The sequence below is a fragment of the Lederbergia galactosidilytica genome (assembly GCF_017873565.1).
Lineage (GTDB): Bacteria > Bacillota > Bacilli > Bacillales > Bacillaceae_C > Lederbergia > Lederbergia galactosidilytica.
The window spans coordinates 22,617-37,827 of sequence record NZ_JAGGKH010000025.1 but is presented as its reverse complement, the minus strand read 5'-3'; the positions used below and the strand labels follow the sequence as shown (position 1 = coordinate 37,827).

Genomic DNA, 15,211 nt, shown 5'->3' with positions numbered 1-15,211 from the left:
GAAGGAGGGATAATTTTATGGTAAATGTATTTGCCGTAGCCGATGTGATTGTTAAGCATATAAAGCATCATTGTCCACAAGATATCGCTATTGTTGGATATTACGGCTCTTATTTGCAGGGAAGAGCAACAGAGCGATCAGATTTGGACTTCTTTTTTATACCAGCTACACCAAGAGGAAGAAAAATGGAAGTTCAATTTATAATAGATGGAATAAGTTTTGATTTTTATCCTATTGGTTGGGAACGCGCTGAAAGAATGGCGGCATTTGATGAATGGAATACAACCATTATTGCGGACTGTGAGCTATTGTATATTCGCTCTGAGGAGGATCGCGCTAGATTCCTGAAGCTCCGTGAAAATATCCATGCCATGAAGGAATCGCCCAATGCTATCAAACTGATTAATAAAGCTGAGCTTGTTTTATGCGAATGTTTCCTTAATCTAGATAAATTTCGACTTGCTGGTGATTCTTTGGATTTGCCTTATTGTCGAGTGCTAGCTCAGGAAGTTGCGGGAAATATCTTTAAAAGTCTTGGGTTTTTGAATCAAATTTTTTATACACGTAGTTGGGGGTATTATCGTGAGCAGGTTAGCAATCTTCCACTAAAGCCAGATAAATTGGATAAGCATCTAGATACAATTATGTTTAGCCATTCTACGAATGAAATTATGTCCGCTTGTGAGCAGCTTATCATAGAAACTCTTCATTTGATTTTAGAAAGGAAAAATAATCAGAAAGACATGCGATCCTACAAAAATTGTATGAAGGGATATTACGAAGAGGAAAGGGGGATGCTTAACAAACTTTTGACTGCTTGCGAGAATGGCCATTATGAAACTGCGTATTTCGTTGCTATTGCCGTCCAAGATAATTTGGCGAAAATATTGTATGTTGCTGAAAAAGGGCATTGGCCTGCAACTTTTGATTTAGGGAAATACCGGGAAATTTATCAACAGTTTGGGTATCCGGATCTCATTTCTCTTCTTGACCCAACTGATCTCCAATCATTAAAAACTGCCGTTCTCCAACTAATAGAAATGTTAGAAAGTCATTTAGAATCGGAAGAAGTGCCCTTAAATATATTCAATTCTGTTGAGGAATTCGAAACATTTTATAATAGGGTTTAATTATTGTGAAATAAGCATCTTTAAGGAGGGAGAAGGGATGAGGATAGAAGAATTCATAGACGAGGATTTTAGTGGGGTCATATCGATTAGTGAAAATGGCGCAAATGTATACCGAAAAGCGTTTGGCTATGCAGACTTGCCCAATAAAGTAGCAAATCAAGTGGATACAAAGTTTGCAACAGCTTCAGCAGGAAAAGTCTTTGTCGCTGTAGCAATTTTACAACTTATTGAACAAAGCCGCTTATCTTTTGATCGTTATATAGGAGACATCTTGAATTTTGACTTGAAGAATATTGATCCTCACATCACCGTTGGACAATTTCTTAATCATACATCAGGGATACCTGATTATTTTGATGAGTCCATTATGAAGAATTATGATGAACTGTGGATAGATTATCCCAATTATAAAATTCGCACATCATCAGATATCATTCCATTATTTATTCATAAGCCGATGATATATCCTGCAGGAGAAAAATTTCAATACAATAACAGCGGATTTGTTGTTCTTGGTCTTATTATTGAGTCCATTACTGGTTTACCATTTGATGTCTATCTTCGTGAAAATGTTTTTATTCCGTGTAATATGCTGGATACAGGATATTACGAGTTAGACAGATTGCCTGCCCAATGTGCAAATGCGTATGTATATGATCACAGCCGTCAGGAGTTTTATAGCAATATTTACAGTGTTGATGTGAAAGGAACAGGAGCAGGTGGAGCATTTACAACTGTAATGGATATTGAAAAATTCTGGGCGGGTTTGTTGGCTGGACAATTAATTTCGAAGACAATGTTAAAAAAGATGTTAACTCCCCAAGTGAAAGAAGAGTGCTATGGATATGGAATTTGGCTTGATAAAAAAGACAATGGGACATTTTCCTATCATTTTGAAGGCTGTGATCCAGGTGTTAGTTTTTTTAGTTCATATGATAGAGAACGAGATTTGCAGATCACATTGGTGAGTAATTTTGGCTGCGATGTATGGAAGATTTTTGAAAATATCTCAAATGCTAAATAGAATTTTGGGAAGGCGACTATATTAATCCGTTTGATACGCTTGCACGCCGTAGAATGCACGATTGAGTTACCACCTACCATTGCGGGCTCGAAAAAGTTTGCTGAGGAAATTGCTGATCTTGTCTAAATGAATGGATGAATAATGTTTACGATTAAAGATTTAGAGTGTGAAAGTATAGGTGGTATGAATTTAAATAGAATTGACGAAAGAAATGGCACTTTAGCATTGGAATTATGATTGATAAAGAGTACTGAAGTAAGGGATATGGAACAAAAGCGATCAAAATTAGAAGGCTACCTTACCGAAATTATCCACAAACAGGCGCAAAAATAGCCTAGTTCTTTATCGAGGGGAAGACGGAATCGGCAAAAACTTTTACTCAATCGGCACTTCTATAAAACCATCCGTATCATCCTCGTCGTCTTGTTGCTGATTGCTGAAAGGAGTACTTTGTTCGCTGGTGTAGTGTTCTTTGTCTGTTTCTTCGTGCAAATTATTGGGAGAATCCGAAGATTCACTATTGAAGGCGTTTTGACTCTCTTGTTTTTCTTCCGTTACAAGGTTTTGTAAATCATCGGTTAGCTGATCGACCAATTCTCCTGGAATGGAGCCTTTGCCATAGGTCGTACCAATATTTAATTCGCCACCAAGCTCCTTGATGCCGAGGGAGGCAATATTATTGTTTTGTTCGTATCTGTCTAGCATGATTTTATCCACTTTCAATTCGCGAATGATCACATGTTTATCACCAGTAGTTGTTGGTTTATCCTTTTTTTCAGCTTATCAATTTCCTCTTTACATTGTATGATCTGTTGCTGGTTTTCTAGCAGGAGTTTTTCGGTTAAAGAAAAGTTTTCTTCGAGAGCTGCTGTTCTTTCCGCAAGCTGGTCAATTTCCTGTTGGATCGGGCCTAATAGCTGTAAAATATATCTAGATAATTGCGAGTAAAGGCGTTTTTGTAAGGCAGTAGTTTCCTCCCGTTTTAGTGCTAGCATTTTATCGGTTTTTCGCGAGACTTCCTTGTCGACAGTGCTCTGTTTTGTAGAAAAGGTTCCGGTTCGCCACTCATTTTCAAATTTTGCCAAACGTTTCATATATACATCAAGCGAATTTGTTTTCATCTCAAGTGTTTTGACTCTTTTTATAAGTTTATTCATTTCATCATTTTTTTCATTGTGATTGAATAATCCTTTTATAGACATTGTGTAAATTCCCACCTTTTTTGAAACGAGTATCTTGGAAAATGAATGGAAGGAGTGTTATGGATGAGAGGAAAAGCAAATATTAACTTGCATAATATCCACATTTCAACAAATGGATAGATCAGCTTCGATGTCTTTAGGAAAAACTAAATTAATTGGGACCCATGCTGTCATTCATCGGAATGAAGGATTTGGTGAGCAAAATGCCGATGGTGTTATCAAAACGGCACCTAGTTCTATTGTCGATGATGCGGATCTCTCCGATACGAATTCAACAGCATTTAGACAATTATAGGATCGTAATTTCTTCATGTTGGCTGTATTTACGTTCGTATGTGACAAACAAAAGTCCATTATCGAACTTGGCTCTTATATCTTTACTATCGGCGGGTTCGGGCAACTCGATGTTCCTTTCAAATGCGCCATATTTACGTTCATTTAAAAATGAAGAGCCTGAGATCACCGGTATTTTGCTCATACCCTTGATGAGCAAAATATTTCCGGAGAGGGATAATCGAATATCTTCTTTCCTTAGTCCAGGTAATTCAATAATAACGATAATTTCCGTTTCCGTTAAGAAAATATCTGTTAAAGGGAATTCAGCAGAAACATTAGCTGTTTGAGATTCCCTTTCGTCTCCCTGATCACTTCGTTCAGTTGGGCCAGTATTATGGTAGGTTGCACCAGTATTTTGATGGTTGGCTCCCATATATTGATCAAAAATCGTATCCCAGAAGTTCCCGTTCTGGTATTTTTGCGCCATTTCCATCCATTGTCGAAGTTGTTCTATATCCATAAGCCCACCTCCTCACTTAACAGGGTTTCGTTATATATGTATTATCGCCGTAGTTCATTAATTACCTCAATTCTATGTACAGCCGCTTTTTATAACATAAGTGAATGGTTTTAGCATATATTCACTTAGAGGAGGGAGGGGCGATAGGTGAGAGGAGCATCAATCAATATCAACATTTTTATGCTAAAAATTAATTCGTTCGAAAACGCTTCTGCCGTCAATGTAGGTCAGAACCTTTTGGCTGACTGGAGAAATTCAGATAAGAAAACCCAAGGGTATGGGCAGAACTTCGGTGATGGAAGTGAATTTTTAAACCCACAAAGCTTTATTGATGATCGTGATCAAGTGGATTCTCCAGCTTCCTTTAACGCCTTACCTCAAAAGAGGGAGGGATAACATGTTTGGACCGTTTGTTGTAAATGTGTTAGGAATTAAGGTGAATGCCATGGATAGGAATTCATCTATGAACTTAGCGCCTTCTCCACGTGTTGACACGTTTTTGACGTTCAAACAAAATTATGGACTAGGAGAGGAAAACGGTGATTTTTCTATTGTGAATGTGCCGTTTAATCTTGTAAATGATATGGATGTGAATGATACGAATTCTCAGAAGACAAGTATTATATAATATGACAGGGAAAAACATGGATTTTATAGCTGGAGACCATTAAGAAATGCTGAATTTATGGAGATTCCTACTAAAATGGGGGATCGCTTCGGAACGGCTACGTAACCGGTAGCAGCTTTATGGTTAAAATGCTGGCAATTAGAGAACAAAAGATAGCCCGCCTACTGGCTAAGTATAACTAAAATTAGGATGTATCTGGCGCTAATGTTTAATCATTCATTTTATGTAAAGGAAGCCGAGGCAGTGTAAGAAGATGATCTCTGTATTGAACAGGGGGTCATCTTTTTTCAATGCATTGGGTATCTATAGTAATAATGGTAGAGAAATCAAATATTGTTTTATTTCAAAGAAGGGCTATTTCCCACATATCTTTTGCTTAAAGGGGAAAAACACTTATAATAATGATTAAAAGATAGAAATGGAGTGCATCAAATGGTTCAATCAATTAATACAAAAATCGATTTAGTTATTGATGCCACCTCCCATATGGGAATTTCAGAGTATGGTAAAATCATGATCGGGGACAAAGGGTTTGAATTCTACAATGATCGTGATGCGCGTAAGTTTATTCAAATTCCTTGGGAAGAAGTTGATCACGTGATCGCTTCGGTTATGTTCAAAGGGAAATGGATCCCGCGCTATGCGATAAAAACGAAGCGGAGTGGAACATTTTCGTTTTCCTCGAAAGATCCGAAAAAAGTGTTACGAACTATTCGTGAATATGTGGATCCGAATCATATGGTGCAATCATTAAGTTTCTTTGCTGTGATAAAACGTGGCCTAAAGAGTATAGTTAAAAAATAAAAATTTCAAATGCAAGACAGATTGTACCTGTTTGGATCCCCATTATTAGACGATATAAATGAAAATTTAAACTTTAAACTTACTTTTCAATTCTCCATTTACAGCATATGCAAAATAAAATATTATAATTATTTTTTTGTATTTTGTTTTGATAGGCATGAGTAAAGATTATTGATTGAAATGAAGAATTAGAGGATAATCTATACATGTACTTTCATTTAATTCCCTTAATACTTAATATTTTTGTAGGATTATAATTGTTTTACATACGCGGAAAAACTGCGATAATAATGAATTGGTTGTAAAATATCAATAGGAGGGTAAAAAATGGTCGGAATTATCATTGCTAGTCACGGTGAATTTGCTAATGGAATCATGCAATCTGGAGCAATGATCTTTGGTGAGCAAGAAAATGTGAAGGCTGTAACATTAATGCCAAGCGAGGGACCGGAAGATATTAAGGCAAAAATGAAAGAAGCCATTGCCACTTTTGACAATCAGGAAGAAATATTATTCTTAGTTGATCTATGGGGAGGAACACCCTTCAATCAAGCTAACAGCTTACTTGAAGAGGATAATGGCAAATGGGCGATTGTTTCTGGGATGAATTTGCCGATGCTGATTGAAGCCTATGCATCACGTTTTTCAATGAACACAGCTCATGAAATTGCTGCGAATATTATCGGCACTGCTATAGATGGGGTTAAAGTAAAACCGGAAGAATTAGAACCAGCAGAGACAAAGGCTCAACCCACAGTAGAGCCATCCAATGCTGGAGCGCCTGGTAAATTTAAATACGTATTAGCACGTATCGACTCTCGTTTACTTCATGGACAAGTAGCGACTTCTTGGACAAAAACGACTAATCCCACAAGGATTATTGTTGTGTCTGATGTAGTGGCTAAAGATGAACTTCGAAAAAAACTGATTCAACAGGCTGCACCCCCAGGTGTGAAGGCCCATGTTGTACCGATCAAAAAAATGATCGAACTGGCAAAAGACGATCAACATTTTGGAGGCCAGCGCGCGTTGCTCCTTTTCGAGAATCCACAAGATGTGCTTAGAGCAGTAGAAGGTGGGGTACCATTGGAGACGATCAACGTTGGTTCGATGGCCCATTCACCTGGCAAAGTTCAACCGAATAAGGTTTTGGCCTTTAGTCAAGAAGATATTGATACGTTCGCAAAGCTGAATGAAGCTGGTTTGAAATTTGATGTAAGAAAGGTTCCGAATGATTCGAGAGGGAATATGAAGGAAATTCTTAGGAGAGCACAAGAAGAGTTAAATAAACAAAAATAATCAGGGAAAATGGAGGGAAAATCATTATGGATTTAAATGTAATTCAAATCATACTAGTCATTATCGTTGCCTTTTTAGCTGGTATGGAAGGGATTTTGGATGAGTTCCATTTTCACCAACCTATCATAGCCTGTACGTTAATTGGCTTAGTGACAGGAAATTTAGTTCCCTGTCTTGTCTTAGGAGGTACCCTTCAATTGATCGCCTTAGGATGGGCAAATATTGGAGCTGCCGTCGCACCAGATGCTGCGCTAGCATCCGTTGCATCTGCTATTATATTAGTTTTAAGTGGACAAGGTGAGTCTGGTGTGTCATCGGCAATCGCGATTGCTGTTCCTCTAGCAGTGGCGGGACTATTATTAACGATTATTGTCCGTACAATCGCTACAGGATTAGTCCATTTAATGGATGCTGCAGCAAATGAAGGGGACATTAGAAAAGTTGAATTATGGCATATTGTTGGAATCATCTTGCAAGGATTACGTATAGCCATCCCAGCTGCACTAATCTTGGCAATTGGTGCAGGGCCAGTTAGAGAATTGCTTGAAGCTATGCCAAGTTGGTTGACAAACGGTTTAGCTATTGGTGGGGGGATGGTTGTAGCTGTTGGTTATGCGATGGTTATTAACATGATGGCTACGAAGGAAGTGTGGCCATTCTTTGCCATTGGTTTCGTATTAGCGACTGTTCAGGAAATTACACTTATCGGCCTAGGGGCTATCGGTGTGGCACTTGCACTTATCTATCTAGCGCTATCTAAACAAGGTGGCTCAGGTAAGGGTGGAAATGGTAACACTGGTGATCCACTAGGCGATATTATTGATAATTACTAAAAGGAGGGGACAAAAATGGAAGAGAAACTGAAATTATCTAAAAGAGATCGGATTGCTATTTGGTGGCGTTCTACTTTCATTCAAGGTTCATGGAACTATGAACGAATGCAAAACGGCGGTTGGGCATTTTCAATGATCCCCGCTATTAGAAGGCTATATAAAACGAAAGAAGACCGTTCCGCTGCATTAAAACGTCATTTAGAGTTCTTTAATACACATCCTTATATAGCTTCACCCATCCTTGGAGTAACTTTAGCACTTGAGGAAGAACGGGCAAATGGCGCGCCGGTCGACAACGCAGCAATTCAAGGGGTTAAAGTGGGGATGATGGGACCTTTAGCTGGAATTGGGGATCCTGTTTTCTGGTTCACGGTTAAACCAATCCTTGGTGCATTAGCGGCTTCTCTTGCTTTAACAGGTAATATACTTGGACCGATAATTTACTTTGTTGCCTGGAATATCATTCGCATGGCCTTTATGTGGTATACTCAAGAATTTGGTTACAAAGCTGGTTCCAAAATTACCGATGACTTATCAGGTGGGTTACTCCAAGATATCACGAAAGGTGCCTCGATACTGGGAATGTTTATCCTTGGTGCATTAGTGAATCGATGGGTTACGGTCCAATTCACGCCGGTAGTATCCAGAGTGAAACTGGATGATGGGGCTTATATAGACTGGGATAAACTACCAGCAGGAGCAGAGGGGATTAAATCCGCCCTCCTGCAACAATCGGAAGGTCTCTCGTTAACCGCTCATAAGGTCACGACATTACAAGATAACTTGGATAGCTTAATCCCGGGTTTAGCTGGACTGGCCTTAACACTCCTAAGCATGTGGTTGCTTAGAAAGAAAATTTCTCCTATCATTATGATACTTGGCTTGTTTGCTGTCGGGATTGTCTTCCACTTAATCCATTTAATGTAAATAGAGCTTAATGGTGACAGGTCCAGACAACTTTGTCTGGACCTTATAGGGTATTAATTTTATTTATTTTAGGGGGCTACTATGCTTACTATTGGTTATATCGGAAATGGGAAAAGCACGAACAGATATCATTTACCGTTCGTACTACAAAGAGAAAATATAAAGGTAAAAACAATTTATCAAAGAAATCCAGATCATGAAAGTTGGCAGCGCATCACAGGAGTACATTATACATCTGATTTAGATGAATTATTAACTGACAAGGACATTCAACTCATTGTGGTTTGCACGGGAGTTGACAGTCATTATGAATACACAAAATTAGCATTAGCACATAATAAAAACTGCTTAGTTGAAAAGCCGTTTATGGAAACCTCTGAACAGGCAAAAGAAATATTTGCCATGGCGAAAGAAAAGGGATTAATTGTGCAGGCTTATCAAAACAGACGCTTTGATAGTGACTTTTTAACGGTGCAAAAGGTGATTGAAGAAGGAAAATTAGGAGATTTGCTGGAAGTAGAAATGCATTTCGATTATTATCGCCCAGAAGTACCTGAGTCTGTTCATTCTTTTAATCCGCTTGAGTCTTTTTTATATGCGCATGGCTGTCATACATTAGATCAAGTTATTAGCTATTTCGGGAAACCAGATCATATTCATTATGATGTAAGGCAATTACTTGGACAAGGAAGAATGAATGATTATTTTGATTTAGATTTATATTATGGTGTGTTAAAAGTATCAGTGAAATCCAGCTATTTTAGATTAAAAGAACGACCTAGTTTTACTGTATATGGAAAAAAAGGGTGCTTTGTGAAAGATACCAAAGATCGTCAAGAAGAACATTTAAAATTATTTTACATGCCTGATAATAAAGATTTTGGAGTAGATACGATTAATCATTATGGTGTCCTGACATATGTTGATGCAAAAGGTACGATTCACGAAGAAAAAGTAAAATCTGTTAATGGTGATTACGGCAGAGTTTATGATGATTTATACAATGTCATCATAAATGGGAAAGATAAAACTATTACAGATGAACAGACACTTCTGCAGTTGGAAATATTAGAAACAGGAGTTAAAGACTTGCAGTAACGAAGTTAAGAATTCGGGCTCTTTACAAAAAAGGGTTAGATTCCCAAACGGTTCATATAATGTAATATGACACACGAACACTAGAAACACGAAAATTCCTTTGTATATTCCGCTATTAACTTTCTATTGAGTGAATCTGCAGGCTAGACTCCGCAATAAAATGGTTAAACCTGGCATATAAGCTTATGAATATGCCAGGTCATAATTTTAATCTCTCTTCTTTATTTTTCCGCATCTGATACATTCATCAGTATAGTAACTATATTTATGTCTCTTTAAAAATTTACAAATTAATGCTTTTATGTTCATTTAGAAACTCCCCTGATGTTTATTAGCATAGTTAAGCTTACCAAACGAAGATTAGAGACTGTTTACAGCCAGATTACTATCTATTTTATATAAGGTGTTTTTTTGGTTACAAAAGAACTTTGTGAATTTCTGAAATAAGACCTGGTCTAGAAAGATTTACACACTTTTAACTTTCTCTATATGCCTAGCTAACATTAGAATGATACATTGTAGGCGTAAGATAAATCGAGGGTGAGGTGCTTCAAATGTTAAAGAAGATTTTTAATCTATTTAAAGACGAAGAGCCAGATTACGTATTACCCTGGGAATTGGAAGCTGTTGATGATGACGAAGAATTAGAGGAATATGAACCAGAAGATAGGCATTACTTTTATTAGTCCTTTTAGGGGCTTTTTTATTTGTGGATTGAAGAGTTGGATGATGAAATGCACCTGTTTAAGGAATGAATTGGAATATGAAGTTAGAACTTGAGACCCCTTAATATATTTAGTGAAAATGCTCCTTCTGAGAATAAAGTATTCTTCAAGGCAGAAGTATCAATTAACATACATCTGAAGATTGTAAGGATGTATTTTTTAAAAGGATACCTTAAACTTGACACATATGTTAAAATTAATTTATCAAAGAAATTTTTTGATAAGGAAATTAATTCACACCTTCGCGAAGGGTTTACAACTAAATTTTAATATTATAATCTAAACCTAGCTCTTATATAGAGCTAGGTTTTTTGACGTCAAGACCGATTTAATCGCTTAGAAGAGAAACGCGATTATGTAAAATAAAAGATGGCAATAAATCGATAATTACTTAGAGAATTATTGTTTGTTTATCATGGTTTCTTTATGTATAAGTGTCGGAAAATTTCAGAAATTACTTATCTAGCAAAGTAAAAAACATGGTCCTTAATTGAAAGTGAAAAGAAAAAGTTCAAATAAGGATATATATATCGGAAAGCGATAATACAAAGGAATGATGATGAGAGCTCTATATTTCAAAATCTAATGATTCATATTGGGGGAGATTCACATGAAAACAACTGTTAGGGATTTTATATTAGATAATATGACGGATCAAAACTTTGAAAAATTAGTGGATATGTTGTTAGTGGATATCGTAAGCCTAAGTGATAATGAAATGATCGACAAAGTATCTGAGTATTTAAAAAGGCAAACTAGTTATACACAAGAAAATACATTTGAAATAGTAAATGAGATTAAAAAGTTAACTACCAATTATTATCCGACTAAAACCGCAGATGAGCTTCCGTTTTATGATTTCGAGGAGTTGAATGATCCAACACCCGTTTGGATGCCGACAACGAGTAAATCAGGAGAAAAGCTAAACATAGAGAAACATGACCATTCGGATGATGATCCCTTAGGTAGCTCGGAGCCACTGGAATTTAACGACTCAGAATACACTTTCTTTGAACAGGTGAAAATTGACTTTCGCACTAAAACCTACGAGGATATTGAGAAAAATTATCTAGCTCCTTGGGATATGAATGAAACGAATTACCAAGAAATTATTTATCAGGAAAAAAATAGAATCGCTTTAGGTTTGTCTAATTTTATATATGAGGTTTTGCATTATACCAGAGAAAACAAATTGGAAAATAACTTTGAACAATTTTCTAATGAAAGATCACATGTGAAAATTGATATTGGTTATGTATACGGTGTCGATTATAGTGTGCATTTTCTCCTTGACCACCGAAGTCGATATGTATCCGCAGAAAGGAAAAGAGCGTATTCAAATTATTATAGTTATCAGGATGTATTCAAAGTAGGAGATATAAATTATGATTATGGGGAAGTTACTGTTGAATTTTCTGTAGAACCACCCAAGTTTGTTGAGTACGAAGAATTATGGGAACATTTATCGGTGGGTGGACCCTATATTCTAGCCCCGTTTACAGCCTATCTTAACGAAGAATTAATCGTTCCAGAGGTTTCAAAGGAAGTTTTGTATGCCCTTTTTGAACAACTTATTTATCTTCTTACCTATCAAGGATTTAACAAAGAAGAGCAATTAAGGGAAATTATCGCTTCTAATAAAGATTATGCCTATAATTTGTGATGGTATCTATAGAATATGCGAAAGCGATTCATAATTAGACATATGGATGAGATGGGGAGTGGCAAGGTTGACGGCTGAAATTGTAGTTATGAATACAGGCGGAATTGCTTTAGCGTCAGATAGTGCGGTAACCATTAGGGGAAGAAAGGTATACAATTCAGCGGACAAGTTATTTGGATTCTCAGAGAAACAGACAATCGGAATGATGATCTATGGATCAGGCTCTATGTTCCAAGTTCCATGGGAAACGCTAATAAAAGTTTACGAAAACAAATTAGATTCACAAGCATTTGACACAGTAAAGGAATATAAGGATAACTTTTTGCAGTTTCTTAATAAAAATCAATACAGTGAACTTATGGCTGGAGTAAATGAAGATAGGTATATAGAAAAGGCTTTATATGCCAATATAACCTACCTATATAAGCAATTATCTGACATGAATATGGATTTATACAGTGAATATGGTGAGCTAAGTTTACAAGGCGAGATTCAAGAAATGTATGTACAACAGGCAGAGGAATTTTTAAATAACAGAATTCTAAATTTAGAAGAAAAGGCATTTCCAAACGGTTTTAATAATAATGACTGTGACTTATTATTTGAAAAGCTTGGGAATAAAGTAGAAGAATTGATTGATAGTGAATTTGAAAGTCATCTGTTCTTACGAGAATGGATCGGAAAAATTAAGTTTATTATGATTCAATCATTAATAAAAGACTTTTCCGATGATTATTCGGGTATTGTCTTTGCGGGGTACGGGGATAAAGAAATATTTCCATCTGTCCACATACTTATAGTAGACGGAAAAATTAATAAGAAAACGAAGTATTTTTCCAGAAAAAAGACGATTAATCATTCCACTCATGCAGTCATACTCCCGTTTGCGCAAAGGGATATGATTAGAAGTTTTTTAGATGGCATTCATGAAGAAGTGGAAGACTTTATTTCGACGGTTTTATTAGAGGAATTTGATTCATTAACGGATATATTGGTTGATAGATTAAAAGATCATTTTCATGAAGGTGTTGAAGTTGAGGAGATAGAAGATGAGATGGTAGAAGCCTTTAAGCACGTATATAATCAGTACCAAAATAAGTTATCTAGTTATAAGCAGGAAAGGTTTATTGATCCTATTCTAGATGTTGTGGAATCTTTACCTGCGACAGAGCTAGCCCATATAGCGGAGTCCTTATTAAATATAGCCTCATTAAAAAGGAAATTTTCCATTTCAATGGAGACGGTAGGTGGCCCAATTGATGTGGCGGTCATTACAAAAGGTGATGGTTTTACATGGGTGAAGAAGAAATAGGCTTAATTTTTCTAGAAGAAGTCGATAAAAAGGGTAAAAAGTTTATTCTTCCAAGTATTTAAACATGAATGTTAAAAGAAGATGTGGCTTTTGGAAAATAGAGAGCATTTATTTGGAACAAAAGCGATGGACAATGGGTAACATTATAACAAGTCATGTTAATTAAACAATAGGAGATCATATTGGGACCATAGCGTATAGTGGAAACATCTGATACATAAAGCTTTTTACAAGTAGGGTGGATAAATATGGTTCTATGATATTGAAAGACCTTCGATTTAAGTTCTGAGTAAAATATGAAGCACGTAAGGTAGAGTATAGCGATAAAAATTCGCTAACTGCTTATAATCATGATGGTGAATATGTTGAAATAACTCGAAAGGATCCTGACCTATTATATTTTGAAAGCTATGGTGTAGCCGAAAACCTTTATAAATCCTCACAAGCTGAAGCAGAAGAGTATATGGCAGATCATGAGAAAGAAGGGGAGTTCCGTTAATTTGTTTAGCTCATTATTACCTCTGAACTTTTTATGAAATTCGGCTATTCGTCAGTTAAAAAAAGAGATGAGGCTGGGACATAACTAAAATGCTAAGCCTCAAAAGCGAACAATGCATTACCTTAGCGAAGTATATTTCCGGAGTGGGTTATTTTCACGCTAGTAGTTCGGACTTTTCATAAGCGAAAACACTTTTGTCCCAGCCACATCTATTTACAATTCAATACACAATTAATCTCCAATCCAAGCAAACAATTGATTCGAGTTATAATCTTTCCCCTGTCTGCTCCCAAGCCAAAGTTAAGTTGTGTACATATCCTTTATTCATTAAAATCTAAGAACACAAAAAAGAGATAGGATCAAATTTTAATCCAATTTTAAACAAAAAGATGATGAACAAGGTAGAATTATCTGAAGGAGAGAGTTAAAATGGGTAGGAGTGAAACGTTTAGATTTTTACAAAGGGGACTTAGAGATGCAACTTGGAATTATAGCGAGCCCAACAGAAGCAAGCTTTCAACGAGCCAAGCAAAAAGGTTTAGATTTTATCGAACTTTGTGTGAATGAAGGACAAGATGTTCAGGCATTCTATCAAAATCGCAAAGATTTATTAAAATGGCAAGAACAATCGAATGTTCGTGTCGCTTCTATAGGTAGATGGAAATCACTCCGAATTGATAAAGAAGGAAATGTGATCAAAGAAGAATTAGAGAGATGTTACCGTTTAATAGATGTAGCGAGTGAATTAGGTTGTTCTAATTTTGTCAGCGGATGCAATTATGTAGATGAGCTGTCTTATTATGAAAACTGTACGGCAGCGATCAACTTTTTTACTTTATTAATTGATTATGCGAAGCCAAAAGGAGTAAAGGTTTCGTCTTACAATTGTCGAAAAGTAAACTTTGTCCACAACCCTGAAGCATGGAAAATTATCCATGGTCATCTAAAAGACTTAGGAATAAAATTCGACCCATCTCATAGCCGCTATTTCGGAGGAGATTATTTACAAGAAACACTAGACTGGGGAGATCGGTTTAACCATGTCCATTTAAAAGGATCGATGATCATTAATGGAGAGAGAGTCGATGACCCGCCAGCTGGGCTAGATCAAACAGATTGGAAAACGTTCATCTCTTTATTACGTGTAAAAGGGTATACAGGAGGATTAAGTATTGAACCACACTCCCCAGTTTGGACTGATGAATTGGGTGAACAGGGTGTTGACTATACAATTGCCTATATGAAAGAGTTACTTTTTAAAAAAATGTAAG

17 protein-coding genes are annotated in these 15,211 nt (G+C 36.4%); 14 read left to right on the top strand and 3 right to left on the bottom strand.

Features of this window, described 5'->3' with window-relative positions; genetic code table 11:
- Nucleotides 1-17: 17 nt before the first annotated feature.
- Nucleotides 18-1,130: a hypothetical protein gene (locus J2Z23_RS19555; protein ID WP_209974905.1), complete on the top strand. Its 1,113-nt coding sequence runs from the start codon at nt 18-20 to the stop codon at nt 1,128-1,130.
- A 37-nt stretch (nt 1,131-1,167) separates the two neighbouring features.
- Nucleotides 1,168-2,154, top strand: coding sequence for a serine hydrolase domain-containing protein (locus J2Z23_RS19550; RefSeq protein WP_057987765.1), 987 nt, complete (start codon nt 1,168-1,170; stop codon nt 2,152-2,154).
- Between the two features lie 375 nt (nt 2,155-2,529).
- Here the strand turns inward: J2Z23_RS19550 and J2Z23_RS19545 are convergent, their stop codons facing one another.
- Nucleotides 2,530-2,892: a hypothetical protein gene (locus tag J2Z23_RS19545; protein WP_209974902.1), complete on the bottom strand. Its 363-nt coding sequence runs from the start codon at nt 2,890-2,892 to the stop codon at nt 2,530-2,532.
- A complete protein-coding gene (locus tag J2Z23_RS19540; protein ID WP_209974900.1) occupies nt 2,889-3,356 on the bottom strand; it encodes a hypothetical protein in 468 nt (155 codons plus the stop codon). The genes J2Z23_RS19545 and J2Z23_RS19540 overlap by 4 nt, the downstream gene beginning before the upstream one ends.
- A 112-nt stretch (nt 3,357-3,468) precedes the next feature.
- Here J2Z23_RS19540 and J2Z23_RS19535 point away from each other — a divergent pair, with 112 nt between their 5' ends.
- Nucleotides 3,469-3,651 (top strand): hypothetical protein, encoded by a 183-nt coding sequence (locus J2Z23_RS19535; RefSeq protein WP_064468210.1) that lies wholly within the window; start codon nt 3,469-3,471, stop codon nt 3,649-3,651.
- On the opposite strand, the gene J2Z23_RS19530 is transcribed toward J2Z23_RS19535, so the two are convergent.
- Nucleotides 3,646-4,152: an Hsp20/alpha crystallin family protein gene (locus J2Z23_RS19530; protein WP_057987769.1), complete on the bottom strand. Its 507-nt coding sequence runs from the start codon at nt 4,150-4,152 to the stop codon at nt 3,646-3,648. The genes J2Z23_RS19535 and J2Z23_RS19530 overlap by 6 nt on opposite strands.
- A 180-nt stretch (nt 4,153-4,332) precedes the next feature.
- On the opposite strand from J2Z23_RS19530, the gene J2Z23_RS19525 reads away from it, so the two are divergent.
- The 11 genes from J2Z23_RS19525 to J2Z23_RS19480 all read left to right on the top strand — a co-directional run bounded on the left by J2Z23_RS19525 (nt 4,333) and on the right by J2Z23_RS19480 (nt 15,210).
- Entirely contained in the window at nt 4,333-4,548 is a 216-nt protein-coding gene (locus tag J2Z23_RS19525; RefSeq protein ID WP_209974918.1) for a hypothetical protein, read from the top strand.
- Nucleotide 4,549: 1 nt separating this feature from the next.
- Entirely contained in the window at nt 4,550-4,780 is a 231-nt protein-coding gene (locus J2Z23_RS19520; RefSeq protein WP_057987771.1) for a hypothetical protein, read from the top strand.
- 432 nt (nt 4,781-5,212) lie between these two features.
- Nucleotides 5,213-5,584, top strand: coding sequence for a DUF956 family protein (locus tag J2Z23_RS19515; protein WP_209974898.1), 372 nt, complete (start codon nt 5,213-5,215; stop codon nt 5,582-5,584).
- A 327-nt stretch (nt 5,585-5,911) separates the two neighbouring features.
- Nucleotides 5,912-6,883 carry a mannose/fructose/sorbose PTS transporter subunit IIA gene (locus tag J2Z23_RS19510; protein WP_209974896.1) on the top strand — a complete coding sequence of 324 codons (972 nt, stop codon included), beginning with the start codon at nt 5,912-5,914 and terminating at the stop codon, nt 6,881-6,883.
- 26 nt (nt 6,884-6,909) lie between these two features.
- Nucleotides 6,910-7,716 carry a PTS mannose/fructose/sorbose transporter subunit IIC gene (locus J2Z23_RS19505; RefSeq protein ID WP_057987777.1) on the top strand — a complete coding sequence of 269 codons (807 nt, stop codon included), beginning with the start codon at nt 6,910-6,912 and terminating at the stop codon, nt 7,714-7,716.
- A gap of 15 nt (nt 7,717-7,731) precedes the next feature.
- Complete coding sequence (locus J2Z23_RS19500) at nt 7,732-8,643, top strand: PTS system mannose/fructose/sorbose family transporter subunit IID (RefSeq protein WP_057987780.1); 912 nt, start codon at nt 7,732-7,734, stop codon at nt 8,641-8,643.
- An 81-nt stretch (nt 8,644-8,724) separates the two neighbouring features.
- Nucleotides 8,725-9,741 (top strand): oxidoreductase, encoded by a 1,017-nt coding sequence (locus J2Z23_RS19495; protein WP_057987782.1) that lies wholly within the window; start codon nt 8,725-8,727, stop codon nt 9,739-9,741.
- Nucleotides 9,742-10,295: 554 nt separating this feature from the next.
- Nucleotides 10,296-10,427 carry a hypothetical protein gene (locus J2Z23_RS22665; RefSeq protein ID WP_274380121.1) on the top strand — a complete coding sequence of 44 codons (132 nt, stop codon included), beginning with the start codon at nt 10,296-10,298 and terminating at the stop codon, nt 10,425-10,427.
- A 649-nt stretch (nt 10,428-11,076) separates the two neighbouring features.
- A complete protein-coding gene (locus J2Z23_RS19490) occupies nt 11,077-12,129 on the top strand; it encodes a hypothetical protein (RefSeq protein ID WP_057987787.1) in 1,053 nt (350 codons plus the stop codon).
- 67 nt (nt 12,130-12,196) lie between these two features.
- A complete protein-coding gene (locus J2Z23_RS19485) occupies nt 12,197-13,441 on the top strand; it encodes a hypothetical protein (protein ID WP_057987789.1) in 1,245 nt (414 codons plus the stop codon).
- A gap of 938 nt (nt 13,442-14,379) precedes the next feature.
- Nucleotides 14,380-15,210, top strand: a complete 831-nt coding sequence (locus J2Z23_RS19480; protein ID WP_209974894.1) for a sugar phosphate isomerase/epimerase family protein — start codon at nt 14,380-14,382, stop codon at nt 15,208-15,210.
- Nucleotide 15,211: the final 1 nt, after the last annotated feature.